General features: G+C 67.7%; 23 protein-coding genes. 10 read left to right on the forward strand and 13 right to left on the reverse strand.

The window, feature by feature from the left end; translation table 11 throughout:
- Positions 1-9 precede the first annotated feature (9 nt).
- Positions 10-888 carry a hypothetical protein gene (locus ACT6UX_RS24995; RefSeq protein ID WP_444777865.1) on the reverse strand — a complete coding sequence of 293 codons (879 nt, stop codon included), beginning with the start codon at positions 886-888 and terminating at the stop codon, positions 10-12.
- A gap of 177 nt (positions 889-1,065) precedes the next feature.
- Between ACT6UX_RS24995 and ACT6UX_RS25000 the strand changes: the two genes are divergently transcribed.
- A complete protein-coding gene (locus ACT6UX_RS25000; protein WP_444777866.1) occupies positions 1,066-2,043 on the forward strand; it encodes an AraC family transcriptional regulator in 978 nt (325 codons plus the stop codon).
- On the opposite strand, the gene ACT6UX_RS25005 is transcribed toward ACT6UX_RS25000, so the two are convergent.
- Together ACT6UX_RS25005 and ACT6UX_RS25010 are read right to left on the reverse strand one after the other, a co-directional pair.
- Positions 2,040-3,005: a Bug family tripartite tricarboxylate transporter substrate binding protein gene (locus tag ACT6UX_RS25005; protein ID WP_444777867.1), complete on the reverse strand. Its 966-nt coding sequence runs from the start codon at positions 3,003-3,005 to the stop codon at positions 2,040-2,042. The two genes, ACT6UX_RS25000 and ACT6UX_RS25005, sit on opposite strands and share 4 nt — an antisense overlap.
- 2 nt (positions 3,006-3,007) lie before the next feature.
- On the reverse strand, positions 3,008-3,844 hold the full coding sequence (locus ACT6UX_RS25010) for a TauD/TfdA dioxygenase family protein (RefSeq protein ID WP_444777868.1): 837 nt from the start codon (positions 3,842-3,844) through the stop codon (positions 3,008-3,010).
- A 116-nt stretch (positions 3,845-3,960) separates the two neighbouring features.
- On the opposite strand from ACT6UX_RS25010, the gene ACT6UX_RS25015 reads away from it, so the two are divergent.
- From ACT6UX_RS25015 to ACT6UX_RS25040, 6 genes are all read left to right on the forward strand, one after another.
- Positions 3,961-4,986 carry an AraC family transcriptional regulator ligand-binding domain-containing protein gene (locus ACT6UX_RS25015; protein WP_444777869.1) on the forward strand — a complete coding sequence of 342 codons (1,026 nt, stop codon included), beginning with the start codon at positions 3,961-3,963 and terminating at the stop codon, positions 4,984-4,986.
- Positions 4,987-5,074: 88 nt separating this feature from the next.
- Positions 5,075-5,422, forward strand: coding sequence for a hypothetical protein (locus ACT6UX_RS25020; RefSeq protein ID WP_444777870.1), 348 nt, complete (start codon positions 5,075-5,077; stop codon positions 5,420-5,422).
- Between the two features lie 80 nt (positions 5,423-5,502).
- Positions 5,503-6,480: a Bug family tripartite tricarboxylate transporter substrate binding protein gene (locus tag ACT6UX_RS25025; RefSeq protein ID WP_444777871.1), complete on the forward strand. Its 978-nt coding sequence runs from the start codon at positions 5,503-5,505 to the stop codon at positions 6,478-6,480.
- Positions 6,481-6,658: 178 nt separating this feature from the next.
- Complete coding sequence (locus ACT6UX_RS25030) at positions 6,659-6,991, forward strand: hypothetical protein (protein ID WP_444777872.1); 333 nt, start codon at positions 6,659-6,661, stop codon at positions 6,989-6,991.
- A 126-nt stretch (positions 6,992-7,117) separates the two neighbouring features.
- Positions 7,118-7,696, forward strand: coding sequence for a hypothetical protein (locus ACT6UX_RS25035; protein WP_444777873.1), 579 nt, complete (start codon positions 7,118-7,120; stop codon positions 7,694-7,696).
- 283 nt (positions 7,697-7,979) lie between these two features.
- Positions 7,980-8,945, forward strand: a complete 966-nt coding sequence (locus ACT6UX_RS25040) for a hydroxyacid dehydrogenase (RefSeq protein WP_444777874.1) — start codon at positions 7,980-7,982, stop codon at positions 8,943-8,945.
- A gap of 144 nt (positions 8,946-9,089) precedes the next feature.
- Here the strand turns inward: ACT6UX_RS25040 and paoC are convergent, their stop codons facing one another.
- From paoC to paoA, 3 genes are read right to left on the reverse strand one after another with little or no spacing between them, the layout of a single operon-like run.
- Positions 9,090-11,294, reverse strand: a complete 2,205-nt coding sequence (paoC, locus tag ACT6UX_RS25045; RefSeq protein WP_444777875.1) for an aldehyde oxidoreductase molybdenum-binding subunit PaoC — start codon at positions 11,292-11,294, stop codon at positions 9,090-9,092.
- 3 nt (positions 11,295-11,297) lie between these two features.
- Positions 11,298-12,248 carry an FAD binding domain-containing protein gene (locus ACT6UX_RS25050; RefSeq protein WP_444777876.1) on the reverse strand — a complete coding sequence of 317 codons (951 nt, stop codon included), beginning with the start codon at positions 12,246-12,248 and terminating at the stop codon, positions 11,298-11,300.
- Positions 12,245-12,907: an aldehyde dehydrogenase iron-sulfur subunit PaoA gene (gene paoA / locus ACT6UX_RS25055; protein WP_444777877.1), complete on the reverse strand. Its 663-nt coding sequence runs from the start codon at positions 12,905-12,907 to the stop codon at positions 12,245-12,247. Before paoA ends, ACT6UX_RS25050 begins: the two co-directional genes overlap by 4 nt.
- 788 nt (positions 12,908-13,695) lie before the next feature.
- Between paoA and ACT6UX_RS25060 the strand changes: the two genes are divergently transcribed.
- Complete coding sequence (locus ACT6UX_RS25060; RefSeq protein WP_444777878.1) at positions 13,696-14,148, forward strand: hypothetical protein; 453 nt, start codon at positions 13,696-13,698, stop codon at positions 14,146-14,148.
- A gap of 36 nt (positions 14,149-14,184) precedes the next feature.
- Here ACT6UX_RS25060 and ACT6UX_RS25065 read toward each other — a convergent pair whose 3' ends face one another.
- From ACT6UX_RS25065 to ACT6UX_RS25095, 7 genes are all read right to left on the reverse strand, one after another.
- The gene (locus ACT6UX_RS25065) at positions 14,185-15,102 is read right to left on the reverse strand and encodes a class I SAM-dependent methyltransferase (protein ID WP_444777879.1); all 918 of its coding nucleotides are present in this window, start codon (positions 15,100-15,102) and stop codon (positions 14,185-14,187) included.
- A 53-nt stretch (positions 15,103-15,155) separates the two neighbouring features.
- Positions 15,156-15,584 carry a hypothetical protein gene (locus tag ACT6UX_RS25070; protein WP_444777880.1) on the reverse strand — a complete coding sequence of 143 codons (429 nt, stop codon included), beginning with the start codon at positions 15,582-15,584 and terminating at the stop codon, positions 15,156-15,158.
- 10 nt (positions 15,585-15,594) lie between these two features.
- Positions 15,595-16,185 carry a hypothetical protein gene (locus ACT6UX_RS25075; protein WP_444777881.1) on the reverse strand — a complete coding sequence of 197 codons (591 nt, stop codon included), beginning with the start codon at positions 16,183-16,185 and terminating at the stop codon, positions 15,595-15,597.
- An 11-nt stretch (positions 16,186-16,196) separates the two neighbouring features.
- The gene (locus tag ACT6UX_RS25080; protein ID WP_444777882.1) at positions 16,197-16,430 is read right to left on the reverse strand and encodes a hypothetical protein; all 234 of its coding nucleotides are present in this window, start codon (positions 16,428-16,430) and stop codon (positions 16,197-16,199) included.
- A 140-nt stretch (positions 16,431-16,570) separates the two neighbouring features.
- Positions 16,571-17,077, reverse strand: coding sequence for a hypothetical protein (locus ACT6UX_RS25085; protein WP_444777883.1), 507 nt, complete (start codon positions 17,075-17,077; stop codon positions 16,571-16,573).
- 59 nt (positions 17,078-17,136) lie between these two features.
- Positions 17,137-17,511: an ester cyclase gene (locus tag ACT6UX_RS25090; RefSeq protein ID WP_444777884.1), complete on the reverse strand. Its 375-nt coding sequence runs from the start codon at positions 17,509-17,511 to the stop codon at positions 17,137-17,139.
- A 14-nt stretch (positions 17,512-17,525) separates the two neighbouring features.
- Positions 17,526-18,425, reverse strand: a complete 900-nt coding sequence (locus ACT6UX_RS25095; protein WP_444777885.1) for a hypothetical protein — start codon at positions 18,423-18,425, stop codon at positions 17,526-17,528.
- A 109-nt stretch (positions 18,426-18,534) separates the two neighbouring features.
- On the opposite strand from ACT6UX_RS25095, the gene ACT6UX_RS25100 reads away from it, so the two are divergent.
- Positions 18,535-19,941, forward strand: a complete 1,407-nt coding sequence (locus ACT6UX_RS25100; protein WP_444777886.1) for a YcjX family protein — start codon at positions 18,535-18,537, stop codon at positions 19,939-19,941.
- Between the two features lie 8 nt (positions 19,942-19,949).
- Positions 19,950-20,867, forward strand: coding sequence for a DUF697 domain-containing protein (locus ACT6UX_RS25105; RefSeq protein ID WP_444777887.1), 918 nt, complete (start codon positions 19,950-19,952; stop codon positions 20,865-20,867).
- The last annotated feature ends 27 nt before the right edge of the window (positions 20,868-20,894 follow it).

Here is a 20,894-nt window from a genome sequence, read left to right on the forward strand (position 1 = left end):
CTCTCTCTTTCAGAACCGGAAACTCACGCCCAGCACGGGGCCGTAGAAGACCTCGTTGAGGCCGAAGGCGGTGGCGCCGCTGCCGCTGTTGTAGTTGATGCCGAGCGCACGGAAGCCCGCGAGGGCCGCGATCTGGTAGCCGCTCATCTGCCAGTCGTAGGCGTAGACGGCGATCGCCTGCCAGCTCAGCGAGTTCTGTAAATTGAAGCCGCCGATGTCGCCGCGCACCGTGATCGTCTGGTGAGGCGCGAGCTGGTGGCGCAGCCGCAGGCCGACCAGCGGATCCACCCAGGCCGTGGTGCCGCTGTCGGCCAGTGCGATGCCGCCGCTGCGACTCAGGTTGAAGCGGGTGGTGTCGGCGGTGAGCAGCGCGTCGAAGGTGCCCACCAGGTTGACGTTCCAGTAGCGGAAGCCGCCCACCGCCTCGAGCGTCGTCGCGCCGCTGCCGGTGCCGGTGCCTCCCCAACGCTTGAGTTCATAGACGCCGCCTAGCTCCATCACGAACATCTGCATCGTGAGTGCCGCGTTGGCCGTCGCGCTGAGCTTCAGGCCGGCGACCGGGTTGCGATAGGCGGCCTGGCTGGTGGTGAAGCCCATCTTGGTGAAGACGAGATCGGCATAGACGCCGAGCGGTCCCTTGTCGGCCTCGAGATAGCCCATGAAGCCGATCAGCGAATCGCTCTTCTGCAGCAGGTCGATGAAGCTTGCATTGGTGTCGACCGTCTGGCCGTGCGAGGTCGTGCTGCCGCCCACGCTCATCAGCCAGCCATAGCTGGCGACCTGGAAGCGCCAGGCGTCGGGAGTGGTCGCCGGCTCCGCCGTCGCAACGACCGGACAGGCGAGGACACCCCCGACGACGAGCGCAGCAGCCGCCAACTTCCGATTCACGAGGCTTCTCCGGCCGTTCAGAGGGATCGAATCTTCCCCGGCGGTGTGCCAAAGCGCCTTTCGGGACGCCATGACAGTTTGCGCCAAAAGTGCAACCATCCCGCTACGGTGACGAGTCTCGCGACCTCCCAAGAACCAGGCACACCCGCCCACCGCAGCAACGCTGCAGGCCGCAGCATGCGTGTCGGGCCGATCTTCGGCCTGGAAGCGCTGCTGGCGCGCTTCGGCGTGGCGTTGGCGCCGCTGGTGGCCGAGGCGGGCCTGCCGCCCGACTGTTTCGGCGACCCCGACAATCGCTGGCCGGTTGACCGCCTGCTCGATCTCGTGGCGCGCTGCGCCGAGGCCGCGACCTGTCCGCATCTCGGGCTGCTGCTCGCCCAGCCGGTGGAGCCTGCCGCGCTGGGCGCACCGCTCGCCCGCCTGCTGGGGGGTGCGCTGACGGTCGAGCGCGCACTGCGCGGCCTGACGATGAACCTGCACCTGAACGGCGAGGCGCTGGTGCCGGCCCTCTCGACCGGCCCCGACGGCGCCTGCTTCAGCATCACGCCCTACGCCTATCACCTGCGCGGGACCGACCATCTCGAGGACTTCTCGCTGGCGGTGCTGACCAACATCCTGCGCTTCCTGGGTGGGCCGAAATGGACGCCGCTGCGCGTGACCCTCGCCCATCGCGCGCCGGCCGACCGCCGGCCTTACGACGAATTCTTCCGCGCGCCGCTCACCTTCGGCGCGCCGCAGAGCGCCGTGCACTTCGACCCGTCCTGGCTGCCGCGGCGGCCCGCGCCGACGCCGCCGGGACTGGCCGCGCCGCCGCCACCGCCGGCGGCTGGGGAGGAGCTCGACATCGCGATCCTCGCCCGGCGGGAGATCGTCCGCGGGATGGCGCAGGGCATCGTCGGCGTCGATGCCGTCGCCTCCGCCCTGGGCCTCAGCCGGCGCACGCTCAACCGCCGCCTCGCCGAACGCGGCACCTCGATCCGCGATCTCATCGCAGAAGTCCGCGTCCAGGTCGCGCAGCAGCTGATGCGCGATACCGATCTCACGATCGCCGACATCGCCGTCACCACCTGCTATTCCGACGTCGCCGCCTTCTCGCGCGCCTTCAGCGCGAGAACGGGCGTCTCGCCGGCGGCGTGGCGGAGCGCACAGGCCTAGACACCGTCGGCGGTGATGCCGAGTTGGCGGATGAGCTTGCCGAGGCGGACATGCTCGCGGCGCATCGCCTCGTCGAGTTCGCGCGGACTCATCGGCATCGGATCGATGCTGGCATGGGCGAGGCGGGTGCGGACCTCGGGATCGGCGAGGGCCTTGTTCACCGCCTTGTTCAGCCGGTCGACGATCGCGTCGGGCAGGCCCTTCTGTCCGAGGATCGGGATCGACGACTGGACCTGCAGCTCGGCCTCGCCCTGTTCCTCCATGGTCGCGACGTCTGGCAGATCGGGGTCGCGCTTCAGGCCCACCACCCCGATCGCCTTGAGCCGTCCCGCCTTGACGTGCGGCGCCGCCAGCGTGCTGCTCACGATCGCGAGGTCGAGGCGGCCGCCCAGCAGGTCCTGAACGCCGGGCGGCAGGCCCTTGTAGGAGATCGAGGTGATGTCGATGCCGTACTTCATTCGGAACTGCTCGGGAATCAGGTGGGCCGAGGTACCGTTGCCCGGGTTGAGATAATTGAGCTTGCCCGGATTGGCCCGCGCCAGCGCGACGAACTCCGCGATCGTGTTCGCGGGCGAGGCCGGCGGCACGCAGATCAGCGCGCTGCTCACGCCCACCATGGCGATCGGCTTGAAGTCGGCCATCGCGTCGAACGGCGCCCGCATCAGCAGGTTCAGCACGACATGGCCCGACACGGTGAGATAGAGCGTGTAGCCGTCGGCCGGCGCCCCCAGCACCAGTTGCGCCGCCAGGATGCCGTTGGCGCCGGGCCGCGGGTCGATCAGCCAGGTCTGGCCGAGCTCGCGCTGCATGGCCTCGGACAGCGAGCGCGCGGCGACGTCGAGCAGGCCACCGGGCGGCCCCGGCAGAACCACGCGGATGGTCTTCGACGGATAGGCGTCGGCATGGACGGCGGTCGCGGGAACCATCGCGGCGGCGCCGGTGAGGAACAGGCGGCGCTTCATGGTCAGGCCCGGTGGAACGGCTTGTCGCCGCAGATCGTGACCCGGTGACCGTAGCGGCGGTTCGGGAAGTAGTCGAACAACGCGTGGTGCTGGGTGCAGCGATTGTCCCAGAACGCCACCGAGTTGGCCCGCCACGCGAAGCGGCAGTGCAACTCAGGCGTCTCGATGTGGCGATAGAGCATCTCCAGCACCGCGTCGCTCTCAGGCTTCTTCATCTGCGGGATGCGGACCGTGAAGCCGCGGCTGACATAGAGTGCCTGGCGGCCGGTCTCGGGATGGGTGCGCACGATCGGATGCTCGCTGGCGGGAAATGCCATGTCGGCGCGGTCGTTGGCCTTGTTGCGGAAGCTGTGTGCCTTGGCGCTGTCATGGAGGGCGGTGAGGCCGGTCAGCATCTTCCGTATCGGCTCCGACAGGGTCTCGTAGGCCCGGTACATGTTGGCGAACAGCGTGTCGCCGCCGCCATCGGGCGGAACCTCCGTGAGATGGAGGATCGAGCCCATCGGCGGCTCGGCATCGCAGGACACGTCGCTGTGCCATTCCTCGCCGGCCACGCGCTTCGAAGTCTCGTCGGCCTTGATCACCAGGATCTCGCGATGCTCGGGCACGCCGATCGGCGCATTGGGATGGACGTGCAGGCGGCCGAAGCGCCGGCCGAACGCCTTGTGGCTCTCGATGTTCATCTCCTGGTCGCGGAAGAAGATCACGAGATTGTCCATCAGCGCCTGATGGACCTCGTCGAACTGCTGGTTGCCCAGCGGCCGCGAGAGATCGACGCCGGAAATCTCGGCGCCGATCGTGGGGGTGAGCTTGCGGACGCCGATCGATTGATAGTCCATGTTTCCTCTAGGAATTTTCCCAAGGATAGGCGCGCGCCGGTCCGGGCATTTGACATTCGGGGACATGGATTTGACAGTTCGGGCGGGGTGCTTCCTGCCCCTGCCGCGACCGGGCCGTGACCGACTTCATCCGCAGCGCCTGCCTCACCTCCTATCCGGAACTCGCCCGGTCGCTCGGGCTCGACCCGCTGCGCCTGCTGAAGGAGGCCGGCATCGACCGGCGCTGTCTCGACGATCCCGACGTGAAGGTGCCGGCCGGCGGCCTGCGCCGGCTGCTGGAGAACGCCGCGCGGGCGGCGGGTGCCGAGGATTTCGGCCTGCGCCTCGCCGAGACACGGTCGCTGTCGATCCTGGGGCCGATCGGCCTGCTGGTGCGCGAGGAGCCGACGGTGCGCGACGCGCTGCTGTCGCTGATGCGCTACATCCCGCTGCACAACGAATCGCTCGACCTGCGGCTGGAGGAGAGCGAGGGCCTCGCGCTGGCGATCGTCGAGATCCGTGTGCCGCGGCCGGTGCCGCTGCGCCAGGGCACGGAGCTGGCGGTCGGCGTCCTGCATCGCGTGCTGCAGTCACTGATCGGTCCGCAGTGGCGGCCGTCCCTTTCCTTCATCCACGAGGCACCCGCCCGCCGCGACACGCATCGCCGGCTGTTCGGCGGCCGGGTCGAGTTCGGGCGCGACTTCAACGGCATCGTCTGCGAGAGCCGCGACCTCGACCGCCGCATCCCGGCCGCCGATCCCGCGCTCGCGCGCTATGCGCGGCAGCATCTCGAGGCGCTGCTGGCGCGGCCCAACACGCGGCTCTCCGACAAGACGCGCGAGCTGATCTCGCTGCAGCTTGCGACCGGCCGCTGTACCGACGACCTGGTGGCCGGGCAGTTGAACCTGAATCGCCGCCTGCTGCACCGGCGGCTGGCAGAGGAGGGGCTGACCTTCACCGAGATCCTGGAGAGCGTACGCACCGGGATCGTCACCCGCGCCTTGTCGAACACCGACCGGCCTCTCAGCGCGCTGGCCGACATGGCGGGCTTCTCCTCGCTCAGCGCCTTCTCCCGCTGGTTCCGCGACCGTTTCGGCACCGCGCCCTCGGCCTGGCGGAGCACCGCACGGACGCAACTCAAGGGCAGGTCCGAGCGTTATTAATCGCAAGAAATGGCCAATTCCGCCTTGGTTTGGCCCGCAGCGCTTCCGATGATGGTTGTATGCCCGGATATGGGCTGGAGGGAGAGAAATGCTGACGACCTTTGCGAGGCTTGTGCTTGTTGGCGGCATCGGCATGGCCGCCGCGGCGTGCCAGGGCGATGGCTACGGCCAGCCGACCGGCTATCAGCCCGCGTACAACAACGGCTATTACGCGCCGCCGCCGCCGCAACGCTACGCCTATTCGCAGCCCGCGCCGGCCTACTATGGCAACCAGGGCTACGGCTATAACAACGGTTATAATCAGGGTCCCCGGATGACGACCGTGACCGTCACGAACCGCGGCCAGAACGGCTACGCCGACCAGGTCGTGCAGCAGCAGGTCGCCTGCGGCACCCAGTATTACGACGGCTACCGCCAACGCTACGCGCGCTGCTGATCCGAGCGGCGGAACGCCGCCGCACCAACGACGCCGCATCGCCTGACAAGAGCCTCCGGGCGAAGGTTTCCGGAGGTTTCTTGTGTAGAAGGATTTTCGTTGCGCTCGGCGTCTCGTTCGTCGGCCCGCCGGTCATCGGCATGGCCGCGGCGAGCGCCCAGGATTTTCCCGGCAAACCGATCACCATCCTCGTGGGCTACGCGCCCGGTGGAAATATCGACGTGACCGCGCGCACCGTCGGCCAGGCGCTGTCGAAAGTGCTGGGTCAGCCCTTCGTCATCGAGAACCGCCCGGGTGCCGCCGGCCTGATCGCCCGGACCGCCGCCGCGAAGGCCAAGCCCGACGGCCATACGCTGGTGCTGGCCGGCACGGCCAGCCTGGTGCTGGCGCCCCGCCTGGGGGCCAAGCCGCCTTACACGGTGGACGACTTCGCGGGCCTCGGCACCGTTTCGGAGACGCCGCTGGTGATCGAAGTCCCGGCAACCAGCCGCTTCCAGAGCTTCGCCGAGCTGGCGGCCTTTGCCAAGGCCAACCAGGCAGCGGTGTGGATCGGCCATGCCGGCAACGGCACGACCAGCCATCTCGCGCTGCTGCGCCTGGAGCAGCGGCTCGGCGTGACGTTCACCGCCGTTGCCTACAAAGGTGCGGCGGCGGCCACCGCCGACCCGCTGGGCGGCACCGTCGATGCCGTCGTCGACGAGCTCCCGAACTCGCTCGGCCAGCTGCGCGCCGGCGCCTTCAAACCGCTGGCGGTGACCAGCCTGCAGCGCGCCGCCGACCTGCCGCAGACACCGACCCTCAACGAGCTCGGCCTGAAGGGCTTCGAGGTCGTCGCCGTCACCGGCCTGCTCGCGCCCGCCAGGACGCCGCCCGCCACGATCAAGCTGCTGGGCGACGCGCTGCAGAAGGTGCTCGACGATCCCGATGTCCAGGCGAAGCTGAAGGGCCTCGGCAGCGAGCCGCGCGCGCTGAGCCCCGACGCGTTCGACGCCCTCCTGAAGAAGGAAGACGCTGCCGCGGCGCAGATGATCAAGGATGGGGTGTTGCAGGCGGAGTAGCACGGTCTGGATCTTCCTCGAGACGAAGATGTGATCCATGAATGGTTCAGTTGGGCCGTTCGGGCATGATTGATGGCCCGTCGATGGCGAGGGTCATCCCGCATTGCTGACTCCTTCAAACGTTTGCTGCTCATGCTATGTTGCAACTCGCTCCTGAGGCCTGCGAGATGCTTCGTTGATGAACTCGTACCATCGGCTGATTGAATGGATAGATCGCCCGTCGGTCCTCCTCCGGCTGGCCATCGCGTTCGTTACCGCGTGGGCGATCTTATTCTCGCAGGTATCCACTCTCGATCGCGTACCGCCCGATTACGTCGACAAGGGTGTGTATTGCCTTCACGCCCTGGGCCACACAATGAGCATGGCGCTGTTCAGAAGCCTGTTCCCTTGGCTGGTCGCCGTCCAGATCGCCGGCGTCATCCTTATCGCGCTGCGCATCGTGCCGCTCGTCTGGATCCCGCTCGCGGTACTGCCGCTGTTCTGGGGCGGCCTGGTCCTGATCTGTCCTTAGCTCGGCAGCGCTCTTAACGGGAACGGCCCAGTGTCGGGGAGGAAAAAGCCAGTGTTAGTGCCAACGACACATACGTCCATGGCATGATAAATGTCAGGCCGAGACAATCCAAAGTTAGGTCCTCTGATGCAACGTGTTGCGCGAGCGCTTGGTCCGATAGCGGTTTTCGCGGGTGTTGCTCTTGCTCTTGTGCTTGTCGGGGAACTGGCAAACGAGTTCCGTACCGGAGGGAGTAGAGCCCGATGGTATGACTTCGCATGGCTGTTTGTTCTGTTCGCGTATCTTGCTTCAAGCGTGGTCATGCTGGTGATGCGCCTGCAGCAACGAGAATTCTTGAGAGCCGCCTCTTGGGCATTCATCGGCGCGATAACGATCTCGCGTATTCTCTATCCTGAAATCTACCGGAGCGCAGAAGACCGGATGATTCCCTACGCGCTGGCAAAGCTGGCGGTTTGCGATATTCCGCAAAAGGCACATTCAAGTTCTGCTTTCACCGTTTGCTATGCTTATCAGCGATTCCCGTGGGATCGGATCCTGATACGAAGCGCTTCCAACGAGCTACTCCTGCCGGTAGAGCATTGGTCAGAAGGCCTGAAGGCTTCGCTTGAATCAAATCGACTGACTCAGAATATCGTTTACTGCGGCTATCGTCGGATAACGCAAATAAGCCCTGACTATCTGTTTGTTGAAGTGGCATGTGGATAGGTTTGCTTCTCCTGCCTGTTGTCACCGCCACATTCGCCTTTTGGTGGTTTGACGTTCGCAAACCGGTCAGTCGCCAATGAAGTGGGAATCGATGACTGGCAGGAGAGAAGGCGGAAGCAATGACTCTGGGCTGCGCGCTTGGGACTCTTGCTGTCTTCGGCGCTCTGGGAGCGGGTACCATCAGCCAGATTCTTGACGAATTCCCGCCGCTCACCGCTCGCCCCCATCCGCCAATCCGGCTAAACACCATCCCGCTGTCTTAGCGTCGGGAGAGGGTGCCTCAATGAAAAACAGCCCACGAATCATCATCAACTCCGACGTGCTCGCGCCCGCCGCGCTGGCGTTGCTCGAGGCGCGTGGCGCCGAGGTGCGTATGTTGCCGACGCGGGCCACCGAGGCCGAGATGATCGCGGCGGTGGCGGAGGCGCCGACGCATGCGATCCTGGTGCGGACCACCAAGATCACGCCGGCTGTCTATAACGCCGCGCCCGACCTGCGGGTCGTGTCCAAGCACGGCGTCGGCTACGACAATATCGACGTTGCAGCCGCCAGTGCGCGCGGCATCGCGGTGCTGCGCACCCACGGCGCCAATGCCCGCTCGGTGGCCGAGCTGGCGCTGGGAATGATGATCTCGGTGCTGCGCTACATGGCGCCGTTCGACACCGCGCTGAAGCAGGGCACCTGGCCGCAATCGGCCTTCATGGGCCGCGAGCTGTCAGGCTCGAAGCTCGCTATTGTCGGCTGCGGCGCCGTCGGCTCGTCGCTGGTGGCACTCTGCCGGCCGTTCGATCTCGAGATCCGGATCTACGATCCCTACCTCTTGCCCGACGCAATCCCCGAGGGCGTCGGCCGCGTCGATGTCCTGGGCGAGCTGCTCGAATGGGCGGACATCGTCAGCCTGCATTGTCCGCTGACCGAGGAGACCGACCGCATGATCGATGCGGCGGCGCTCGCCCGCATGCGTAAGGGTACGTTCCTGGTGAATGCCGGGCGCGGCCCGCTGGTCGACGACGTGGCCCTCGTGGCGGCGCTGGAGAGCGGCCATCTCGCCGGCGCCGCGCTCGACACTTTCGTCGTCGAGCCGCCCAATCCCGATCATCCGCTGTGGAAGCAGAAGAACGTCGTCTTCACGCCACATATCGGCGGCTCGACCCGCCAGTCGCTGGAGAGGGTCGCCGTGCAGGCGGTCGAGAACATCTTCTACGTGCTCGATGGCACGCCGCTGCCGGCGAAGTGCGTGGTGGGGTGAGAGCGGTCGGCCTGTGCGCCCCGCACACCACCTCATCCTGAGGAGGTCGCGCAGCGACCGTCTCGAAGGATGGGCGTCAGGCGGGGTGCTCGTTCGACCCTTCGAGACGCGCTCCAGAGGAGCGCTCCTCAGGGTGAGGGCGGGTTACCCGACGTCCGGCATCTCCTCCAAAAGCTTGTCCAGCGTGATCGGATAGTCGCGCACCCGGACGCCGGTGGCGTTGTAGATCGCGTTCGCCACGGCGGCGGCGACGCCGCAGATGCCGAGTTCGCCGACGCCCTTGGCCTTCATCGGCGAGGACAGGGGATCGGTCTCGTCGAGGAAGATCACTTCCTGGTGCGGGATGTCGGCGTGCACCGGCACCTCGTAACCCGCGAGGTCGTGGTTGACGAAGAAGCCGTGGCGCGTGTCGACCGCCAGCTCCTCCATCAGCGCCGCGCCGGCGCCCATGGTCATGGCGCCGATCACCTGGCTGCGCGCCGATTTCGGGTTGAGGATGCGGCCCGAGGCGCAGACCGCCAGCATGCGCCGGATCCGCACCTCGGCGGTATCGGCATCGACGGCCACCTCGACGAAATGCCCGCCGAAGGTCGACAGCTGATGCTTCTTGTCGAGGCCGCCGAACTCGATCGCATCCTCGGCCACCAGCTCAGTCCCCCTGGCCGCCTCGGCGAGCGCGATGCGGCGGTCGCCCGAGCGGACCTGGCCGTCGGCGAATTGCGCGTCGGCGGCGTTGAGGCCGAGCTTGGCGGTAACCGCCTCGCGCAGCTTCAGGCAGGCGGCGTAGACGCCGGCGGTCGAGGAGTTGCCGCCGAACTGGCCGCCCGACCCGGCCGACACCGGGAAAGCCGAATCGCCCAGCCGCACCACCACCTTGTCGAGCGGCACGCCCATCATCTCGGCGGCGGTCTGGGCGATGATCGTGTAGCTGCCGGTGCCGATGTCGGTCATGTCGGTCTCGACGGTGACGACGCCCTTTGCGTCGAGCCGCACCCGCGCGCCCGACTTGATCACCGGCGACCCGCGATAGGCAGCGGCCATGCCGAGGCCGACCAGCGAGCGCCCGTCGCGCGCCTGCCGCGGCGTGGCCTTGCGGGCCGACCAGCCGAAGCGCTCGGCCCCGGTCCGCAGGCACTCGGTGAGCTGGCGCTGGGAGAAGGGGCGTGTGGGCCGCTCGGGATCGACCTGGGTGTCGTTGCGGATACGGAACTCGATCGGATCGAGGCCGAGCTTCTCGGCCATCTCGTCCATCGCGATCTCCAGCGCCATCATGCCGGGCGCCTCGCCGGGCGCGCGCATCGAATTGCCCTCGGGCAGATCGAGCACGGCCAGCCGCTGGCGGGTCAGCCGGTTGGCGCCGGCATAGAGCAGCCGCGTCTGCATGATCGCGGTTTCCGGCTTGCCCTCGGGCAGGTCGCCCGACCAGCTGTCATGGCCGATCGCCGTGATCGTGCCGTCCTTCGCCGCCCCGATGCGCAGGCGCTGGATCGTTGCCGGACGGTGGGTGGTGTTGTTCATCATCAGGGGCCGCTGCAGCGCCACCTTGACCGGGCGCCTGGCTGCTCGCGCGCCGAGCGCCGCCAGCACCGCGTCGGCACGCACCCACAGCTTGCCGCCGAAGCCACCGCCGATATACGGCGACATCAGGTGGACCTTGTCCTTGGGCATATGCAGGGTCTTCGCCACGTCGCCGACGCTCCAGGCGATCATCTGGTTCGAGGTCCACAGCGAGAGCCTGTCGCCCTTCCACGAAGCGATTGTGGCGTGCGGCTCCATCATCGCGTGCGACTGGTCGGGCGTGGTGTAGGTGGCATCGAGCTGCACCGGCGCGGCGGCAAAGGCTGCGTCGAAATCGCCGACCGCACTGTCGGCGGGCTCGTCGTCCGTGCCGGCGGGCTTGGCCTTGTCGCGGGATGCCGCGAGATCGAAGGCGCCCTTGGCCGGCGTGTACGCGACCTCGATCAGCCCGGCGGCATGGCGCGCCTGCTCGAAGGTCTCGGCGACGACCAGGGCGACGGCCTGGTGATAGTGCTCGATGTCGGGTCCGCCCAGCAGCGTCGCTGTATTGTACTCGCCCTTGCCGAGCTTGCCGGCATTCTCCGCCGTGACGATGGCCAGCACGCCGGGCGCGGCCTTTGCGGCGGCGATATCCATGGAGGCGATGCGGCCCTTGGCGATGGCCGATCCCAGCACATGGCCATAGGCCGCGTCGGGCGCCACGTCGTGACGCTCATAGGCATAGGGCGCGGTGCCCGTGGTCTTCAGCGGTCCCTCGATGCGGTCGAGCGGCTGGCCGACGATCTTCAGCCGGTCGATCGGATTGGTCGTGGCGGGCGTGTCGAATTTCATGGCTCAGCCCTTCGCGTCGGCCAGCACGGCGGCGAGCGCGCGCTCGGCCAGCGGCAGTTTGAACTTGTTCTCTTCGGTGGGTTTTGCACCGGCGAGCAGCCTGGCCATCACCGGCTTCGCCCCGCGCGCCATGTCTGCTTCGGCGTCCTCGTTGCGCCACGGCTTGGGCGCCACGCCGCCCAGCGCCACCCGGCCGCTGCCGTCGGGCTGGACGATGGCGGCGACCGAGACGAGGGCGAAGGCGTAGGACGCGCGGTCGCGCACCTTGCGATAGTGATGCGTGCCGCCGGCCGGCTTGGGCAGCGTGACCGACGTGATCAGTTCGCCGCGCTCCAGCACCGTCTCGATCTCGGGCGTGTCGCCGGGCAGGCGATGGAAGTCGGCGATCGGGATGGTGCGCGTTTGGCCCTTGGGTGTCATCGTCTCCACCGTGGCGTCGAGGACGCGCATCGCCACCGGCATGTCGCCGGGATGGGTGGCGATGCAGGCGTTGCTGCCGCCCACCACCGCGAGCTGGCGGCTGTAGCCGCCCAGCGCCGAACAGCCGCTGCCGGGGCGGCGTTTGTTGCACGCCATGTTGGTGTCGTAGAAATAGGGACAGCGCGTGCGCTGCAGGAGATTGCCCGCCGTCGTGGCGCGGTTGCGCAACTGGCCCGAGGCGCCCGACAGCAGCGCGCGCGACAGAACCGCATAGTCGCGCCGCACCCGCGCATCGGCGGCGAGATCGGTGTTGCGCACCAGGGCGCCGATGCGCAGGCCGCCGTCCGGTTTCGCCTCGATCTTGTCGAGGCCGAGGCCATTGACGTCGATCAGATGCGCCGGCGTCTCGATCTGCAGCTTCATCAGGTCGAGTAGGTTGGTGCCGCCGGCGATGAAGCGCGCGTCCGGCCGGTCCGCGGCCGCGCGGGCGGCCTCGGCGGGCGAGGCGGCGCGTTCGTAGGTGAAGGGCTTCATGCCTTCCTCCCGGCGACGTCGCCGATGGCCTCGACGATGTTGGAATAGGCGCCGCAGCGGCAGATGTTGCCGCTCATGCGCTCGCGCAGCTCGGCGTCGTCGAGCGGGGGCTTGGCATTGAGGTCGGCGGTGACATGGCTCGGGATGCCGGCCTCGATCTCCGCCAGCACCGCGACTGCCGAGCAGATCTGGCCCGGCGTGCAGTAGCCGCACTGGTAGCCGTCATGCTTCACGAAGGCGGCCTGCATCGGATGCAGCTTGTCGGGCGTGCCCAACCCCTCGATGGTGGTGATCTCGCCGCCCTGGTGCATGACCGCCAGCGTCAGGCAGGAATTGATGCGCCGCCCGTCGAGGATCACCGTGCAGGCGCCGCACTGGCCGTGATCGCAGCCCTTCTTGGTGCCGCCGAGATGCAGCCCCTCGCGCAGCGCGTCGAGCAGGGTCGTGCGCGGATCGAGTTCGAGATCGCGCGGCTTGCCGTTGACGGTGAAGGAAATTTTCAGCGCCGGTACGGCGCCACTCGACGGCGCCTGCGGGGCAGGGGGAGCGGGAGTCGTCTGCGCCCCGGCCCGTGGGGCCACGGCGCCGACTGCCGCCGTGGCGACGGTCGCCGCCATCAGGGTGCGTCTTTTCACATCGTTTTCGCGGGGGCTTGCCATGGCTGGCTCCTGCTGGGGTGGCGCCGGTGCGGGTTCAGGCCGCTCAACGCCGCCTCCGCCGCCATCGTTGCGCCGATTCCCAGGCCGCTTTTGCCGCGCGCGGGTTGTAGATCGGTGATGCCTGGAAGGTGACCGATCGAGGCTCGCGGCGTGCCTGACGGCGGCCCGGACGGTTCTTGCAATCCCCAGCCGCGCTTCCCCCTAATGGGACCGTCCGCTCTCAAGCACGCGGTCACTGAATATTTTCGGATTCTCGCGAGCAGTACAACCAATGCACCCACATTCCCTGTCCATCGCTGCGGATCTATTGCTCTTCACGGTCTTCTTCGGGGGCATCGCCTGGATAGGCCGCGTGACGTCCGGCTCGCGGAAACTTCTCGCCCGCCAAGGTGACCCCAAAGGGTTCTGGATCGCTGTTGTCGCGTATCTGGCTCTGATGCTGTGGGGCCTGAAAGCCTGCCCGAAATGCTCGATCGGGTGGCCGCAATGAACACCGAGCTGAAGAAGCAGTCCGCCAGTCCCTGAAGAGAACCTGCCCGGCCGCCTATCTATTCGAGGCGATCAACTTCGGGGCGACGACGATCAGCGTGCAGCTGCCCTTTGGTGGGCGACCAGCGACAAGCGCTCGATGGCGGAGGCAATGCGCCGAAAGCTTCACTGACGCTTCAATGTCTAGCGTTTCTATCGGCCGCCGGCGCGAAATATGATGACTCTTCCTCGCGAGTGATCACAGAATACTCGGCGGGAGGGAGTACTACCGACAGGGGTAAGTCAGAGGGGGTAGCGTTATGGGTGCCTTGGGATGGACGATCTACCGGCCGGAACAGCTGGTCGTGATTCGCGGCATCGGCGTATTCGACATCTACTTTGCGACGGCGTTTCGAGAGGCCATGCGTGCAGAGGGCGCAGCAGGCTTTTGCAAGTTGTTCGATCTCAGCCGGGTCGACATCAAGCTGAGCAACCAGGACATGGAGAGCATGGTCGCCAGTACGCGCCTGGGAGGACCTATCCGGTCTGGGCCCATCGCGATTTATTTGGGCAAGACCCCGCCGCCGCTTCTGGTGGACATGGCGATCCTGCTGAAAGACCGGATAGGACACCGTCGGCGTATCCGCCTCTTCACGGACCAGGCTCTTGCGAGACAGTGGCTCGCCGGGGAGGGGCCAGCCCTAAACCCTCCCCATGAGGTCTTTCAGCTCCCGTCGAGAGGTGCGACGAAGGCCGGCAACGTGAGGCGTTGAGGCGGTCTGCGCACGCGGTGCTGAGGTGACGCAGCCTCAGGACGCAGGCGCGTCCATCACATCCAGCAGGCCCGGCCGCACGCCCAGCTGCTCGACGAGCTGATCGAGCTTGCGGCGGGCGACGGGATTGCTCTGCTGGTGGCGGGTCGCGAGGATCAGTTCGTTCTTCAGCGTGTGTTCGAGGCCGGTGAACTCGGTGACGCGCACCTTGTAGCCCTTGGCTTCGAGCACCAGGCCGCGCAGCACGTTGGTGGCATGGGCGCCGAACTCGCGGCGGTGCATCGGATGGCGCCACAGCTGGTCGATCGGCCCCGGCTTCGCATGCTCGAGCAGCGACGCGACCTCGGCCTGGCAGCAGGGGATCAGCGCCACCACCTTGGCCTCGTGGCGCAACGCGAAGCGGATCGCATCGTCGGTGGCGGTGTCGCAGGCATGCAGCGCCGTCACCATGTCGGCGCGGCCCCCCTCGGCGTGACCACCCGGCAGCACCGTGTCGGCGATGCCGCCGGCCACGAAAGACATGCGCTCGAAGCCGCAGGCTTTCGCGAGCTGCTGCGAGCGCTCGACCAGTTCGGCGCGCACGTCGATGCCGACGATCGAGCCGCGCCCGGCCGGGCCGATCACCAGATCGTAGAGGATGAAGCCGAGATAGGATTTGCCGGTGCCGAGATCGGCGATCACCGGATCGTTTCCGTCTTCACCGTTCTCTGGCGCCAGCAGCGCGTCGATCGAGGGGCGCAGCAGCTGCACGAGATGCAGCACCTGCTTCAGCTTGCGCCGCGTGTCGAGGTTCAGCCCGCCGTCGCGCGTCAGCACGTGCAGCGCCTTCAGGAGCGTCACGGAACTCTCGCGCGCCGGCCCCGGCCACATCTCCGCCAGCACCTTCTGCGCGGCGATCACGTCCGGCCGTTCGCGGGAGGAGGGCGGCCGCTTGTGGGAGTGCTGCTTGGTCATCGGGGGAGCTTGTGGGCGAGACCGCAGGTCGCCGCAAGCTCCCCGCTGCGTTTCTAGTGCCGCGCCGGCAGCGGCAGGATCACGGGCGTAGGCGGCGGCGGGATCAGGGGGAGGCCGAGCGTGTGGTTGAGTTCGGCCACGTCGTCGATCCAGGGCGAGACGCGGTCGGCGCCGGTCGCGGGCGGGGGCTCGTGGGTCATGAGCTGCGTCACCGTCACCGAATCCGGCCGGTGCGGGCCCGCGACATGGGCGAGGTGGAAGCGGCGGCCGTCGGTGAGGCTGGCGACGCACTCCAGCAAGGTGGAGGTACCCGCGCGCCGCGTGCGATAGGCCTCGACCTGCTCCAGGTCATCGAAGGTGAAGCCGTAGGGCTGGTCCGCCGCAAGCTCGAAAGCACGCCGGATCAGAGCGGCTTCCCGGTCGAGCGGATCCCTTGCCCCCAGATCCCGGGCATTGGGCAGGTATTCGAAAGCGACGGACATGGGCTCTCCCTTACAGATGGTGCAGGCCGCGGCAGCAACGCCAGAACCATGCCCGGTGTTCCCGCTCCGCCCATTCGATCATCACGCCTGCATGGTTGCGCGGGTCGGAGATGGTGGGATGGGCCTTTTCGATGATCTTCGCGGCGTTGAAATGCGCGGTGTAGGAATAGGTGCCGACATGCCGCTCGGCGCGGTAATGGGCGACCACCTGGCGGGTCATGCCGGTCAGGCGGCCCCAGGCGAGGATCTCCTCGCGCTCGGCCGCCATGCGCTCCCATTCCAGCGCCACTTCCTCGCGCGTGGCGCCACGCGTGCAGTGAGCCTTGAGGCGATGAAGCCGCGTCTCCAGCGCATGTTCGCGGAGTTTCGCGGCCTGCTCGGGGCAGGTGAAGTAGAAGTGCCGGATGCCGTTGAACTCGCCGCTGCGCACGTCGCCGAACGGCTTCATCCAGCCGCTCAGCTCGGCCAGTTCCAACGACGTCCAGCCGCCGCGGTGGATGATGGCGGTGGTGTGCGGGAAGGCCCGCTCGAGTTCCTCCGAGGTATTGCAGCGCACGCGCACGGGCGGCGGCGGCGGGAGAGGCAGGTCGCCACGCATCATCGTCGCCTCCCTCAGTGATTGCGCACGAAGGAGCGCACGGAGGCGGCCGACAGGAAGCGCGTGACGCTGAAGGCGCGCGAGCCGCACTTGCCGCAGACCACGCCGGCCTCTGCGAGCGTCCGGCGGTCGCCCGCCACGGCCTTCAATGCGGCGGCGGTGACGACCACGCGACGCACGCAGCGGTCGCATTCGATGCCGACGGGATGCCTGCCCGTGGCGACGTCGTGAAGCGTGAGACCGGTCATCCAGCACCTCCTTGCTGGACCGACTCGTATGCGAACAAAACAGGAACAACAAGCCACTTAATACGGGGGGTGCGGCGGGGAGAGAGCGCTATCCTTGGGGGCGGCCTTGAGGTGGCCTAGGGGGCGCCGGTTCGCCGCTGCTACTTCACATGCAGGGTTGCCAGGAACGCCAACAGGGAAAAGCCAATGCTTCCCAGCGCGGCGAGGCGCCATGCCCAGCCGTAGAACCAGACCTTTCTGGCGACGGTGGAAGATCTTCTGGCCAGAACCGCCTCGTCGAGTGCTGCGGGATCACCCTCTTTCTCGCCAAAAGAGACGCCGAAAAAATCTCCTTCGAAGTTAATGACGGGAAAGGCAAAGCAACAACTTGCAATCGTTGCTATCAGGCTCGCATGGCCAACGACGATGCCGAGCAGGCGCAACGTGCTGTTGCCGACCTGAAGAAGGTCGCTGCCATTTATGATCAGGACGTAGGCGAGGGCCGCAACAACCATCGCGTTTACCCTGAGAAGCACGGAGGTCTTCGAATCGAGATTCGACAAGATGCCGTTCAGGCGATCGCAAGCCGTCAGGATGGCCCGCGCCTCCGGACTGCCCTGACCGAGTTGAATGTTTGCCAGGAAAAGAGCTTGCTTATGCAGTCTCATACGGCCTCCTGCATCGCCCCGGATTCGCCGGAGGCTTTTTGGTTTGAGTGACGCCGCCCCTAGGGCCGCGCCCTGTAGTCGAAGTCGGCGTCGCTCAGCAGCCAGAAGGCGGAGATCCTGTCGTCGCGCATCCGGTAGAAATAGTTCACCTCGGTGGTGAAGCGCTGGCCGCTGGCGATGAGGGTGCAGGCATGGACGAAGCGGAGGGCGAAGCGGTCGGTGTCGGCGACGATGTCCTGGATGTCGTAGGCGGCGTCGCTGAAATGGAGCCGGTCCCATTCGAGGCGCCGCACGACGTCGTCGCGGGTCAGCACCTGCGCGCGATGATGGCCGACCATGTCGGCATGATAGAAGCGCGGCACGGCGGCGGGATCGAACCTCTCCCAGACGTCCTGCATCAGTCGAACGGCGAAGGCGCGGGTCGTCTCGGACATGCTTCTCTCCGGGGTCAGTCGGCCGTCGCGCCGATATAGGGAATGATCTGCCGGTCGGGCCGGTCGAAGTCGATCAGGATGCGGCCGGGGATCTTCGCGACCTCGAGGTTCTTCGTGAAGAAGGCGCGGCTGCCGAAGCGCGGCAGGAACTCGGCCCGCGCCGTCGACCAGTCGACGAAGGCGCAGTAGTGCGCGGCGGGCAGGGTGCAGGGATCGCGGGCCGGCTCGATCTGGGAAAATCCCAGCGGATGCCAGTCGTGATAGAGGCTGCCGATGAAGCGGCTGGCGGGATAGGGGGCCGGGCCGCAGTTGAATCGGCGCGCGAGTTCGCAATAGCGCGGATAGCTGTCGCGGAAATCGCTCACGCGATACGAGGCGCTGTCGGTCGATTGCAGCTCCTTCGCCTCGGCCCCGGTGAGTGCGTTCGCGCCTTCGAGGAAGCGCTGGCCGATCGTCTCGCCTTTCTCCTGCTCCACCGCGCGGATGATCTGCAGCAGGCCGCGCGCATTGGCCGGATAGAGCTCGGTGCGCCGCGGGAAGATGACGGCCGAGACGTGCTGGCCCTCGCCCAGGCGCAGCCCGTTCTTCTCCAGCGCCTGCTTCGCCGTGTAGCCCGCCATTTCCTCGTAGCTCGCGACGAACGAATAGAGCTGGTCCGGCGGCCCGAGCCGTTCCAGCCGGTCGATCGCCAGCCACGGCTCCTTCTGCGGATCGAAGGCGACCAGGCGGATGAGATGGCCGACCGGGCGGCTGCTCTCGAGATCCGCCCAGGCCTGCGCGGCGCTCATGCGCTCGAACGAAGGCGGCGCGGCACGCGGCGGGGCGAGGGCGATCGCGACGGCGGCGAGGATCACGCCGGCGGCCAGGCTCGCGAACAGGGCGCCCCTGAGGAGGCGTTTCGAGGGGATCGTCATTCAGCCTTCTCTATACGCCGGGACCATCGCATATGATCTCCGTCGCCTTGCCATCTTTCGGACGTGGTGACACCCCACATCCAAGGACATGCTTCGAGGCGACGACCTGGTGACACCTCTTTCCCGTCTGAAAAACGCGGCCGATTCCACCCTGGAGGGGCTGGCGGCGGCGTTCGACGCCTCGCCGCTGGGGCAGCGGCGGCATCGCATCGCCGTGACCGGGCTGCAGCGCTCGGGCAAGACCGTGTTCATCACCGCCTTCGCCCATGCGCTCCGCACGGCGGCGCAGGCGCCGATGGCGGCCTTCCCGTTCTTTCCCTGGCGCGAGCATGTGCGCGACGTCGAACTGCTGGCGATCCCCGGCGTGCCGCGCTTTCCCGTCGAGGAGCGGCTGGACCAGTTGCTCGCCGAGCCGCCGGCCTGGCCGGCGCCGACCACCGGCTTGAGCGGCCTCAGGGTGCGCATCCGGCACGGCGATGTCGGCCTGTTGCGCTCGGCGCTGTCGTCGACGGCCACCACCGATCTCGATCTCATCGACTATCCCGGCGAATGGCTTCTGGACCTGCCGATGCTGACCCAGTCGTTCCGCGACTGGTCGCGGCAGATGGAGGAGCTGGCCAACAGCGCCGGCCGGCACGATCTCGCGGCACCCTGGCTCGCCGCCGTGCGCGCGCTCGATCCCGCCGCGCCGGAGAATCCCGCCGAGCTGGCGCGCATCGGCCTGCTCTATCGCGACTATCTCCTGCGCTGCCGCGAGGAGCGCAGCCTGTGCTTCGTGCAGCCCGGCCGCTTTGCGCTGGCCGACGAAACGGTCGATCCGGCCGCCTTGTTCTTCCCGCTCTCCACCGTGCGCTCGGGCGTGCGTGGGCCCCGCAGCGGCACGATGGGCGCCGCACTACTGCGCCGCCACGCCGCCTACCTGAAGCAGGTGCGGCAGTTCTACGGCGAGGTGTTCGGCCGCATGGGCAAGCAGGTGCTGCTGGTCGATCTGCTGTCGGCGCTGCAGCAGGGCCGTGACGCCTTCGCCGATCTCGGCCTCGCCATCCGCAGCATCAGCGACGCCTTCGACGATCTGCGCAACCCGCTGCTGCGCCTGCTGCCGCTCGCCCGGGTCGACCGGCTGGCGCTGGCCGCCACCAAGGCCGACCATGTCACCGCCGACCAGCATGCCAACTTGGTCAACCTGCTGCGCGACCTGATCGGGGAGCCGTTCCTGCAGGCGACGGCGCGGCAGTCGGGCCTGCTGGCCGTGGCCTCGGTGCGCGCGACCACCGACCTCAAGCTCAAGGTCAACGGGCTCGCCACGCCCTTCCTGCGCGGCATCCCGGCCGGCCGAGCTGAGGTGCTCGACATCCAGCCCGGCGTGATCCCCGGCACCATCCCCGCCGCCGACCAGTGGGCCGAGCAGGGCTTCAACATCCGCCGCTTCGAGCCGCCGCGCCTGGGCCCCGCCTTCCGCGACCGCCCGCTGCCGCACGTCAATCTCGACAAGGTCCTCCAGTTCCTCCTCGCGTGAGCATCCTCATGAGCACCACCAACGCCGAGACCCCCCGCCGCCTCGTCGACATGGAGTTCCGGCCGGGCGACCTGCCGCCGGCCGACGCGCCCTCGCTCGACGAGGTCCTGCCCGAGGTGACGACGCGCCCGCCGGCGATCCGCTGGCCGGCCAAGCTGGCGCTGGGCTCGGCCGGCCTGCTGCTGGTGCTGTTCGTCGTCGACGGCGCGGTCTCGCTGCTGCGCAGTGCGATCGAGCAGGGCAGCGTGCTCGACCTGGCGCAGTTCGGCCTGCTGGTGGCGCTGCTGGTCTCGACCTTGTGGCTGGTGGCCGGCCAGGCCCGCGCCTATGCGCGGCTGAAGTCGGCGGAGCGGGCGAGGGAACTCGCCGAGCATCTGGCGCGGCTGGGCGGCGTCGGCAGCGGCGGCCGCCTGGTCGGCGTCCTCGAGGCGCTCTACGCCGGCAATCCCGAGGTGCGCGGCAAGCTCGGCGCCGTCTCGGCCGCGCTGCAGCCGCAGCACACCGACGCCGACGTGATCGATCTTCTGAACCGCGAGATCTTCGTGCCGATGGATCGCCTGGCCGACGACCGCATCCAGCGCGCCGCGCTGCGCGCCAGCCTCGGCGTGGCGGCCTGTCCGCACCCCGCGCTCGACGCGCTGGTCGTGGTGGGCATCGGCGTCGCGCTGGTGAAGGACCTGATGCTGATCTACGGGCTGCGCCATAGCGCGCGCGCCGTCTGGCGCATCATCTCGCACGTCCTCCTGTCGGCCTCCTCGACTGCCGTCATGAGCAGCGTCGTCGAGTTCGCGATGAAGGCCACCCACGACCGCATCGCTGCCGCTGTCGTCGGCACCGCCGGTGAAGCCCTGGTCGTCGCCCGCCGCATCTTCGCGCTCGGCATGCTGGCCAAGGAGGAGATCCGCCCGCTGCCGGCGCCGCGGTGAGGGGAGTGTTGTCGGGCGTTTATGAGG

The organism is Reyranella sp., from assembly GCF_052439685.1.
Taxonomy (GTDB): Bacteria; Pseudomonadota; Alphaproteobacteria; order Reyranellales; family Reyranellaceae; genus Reyranella.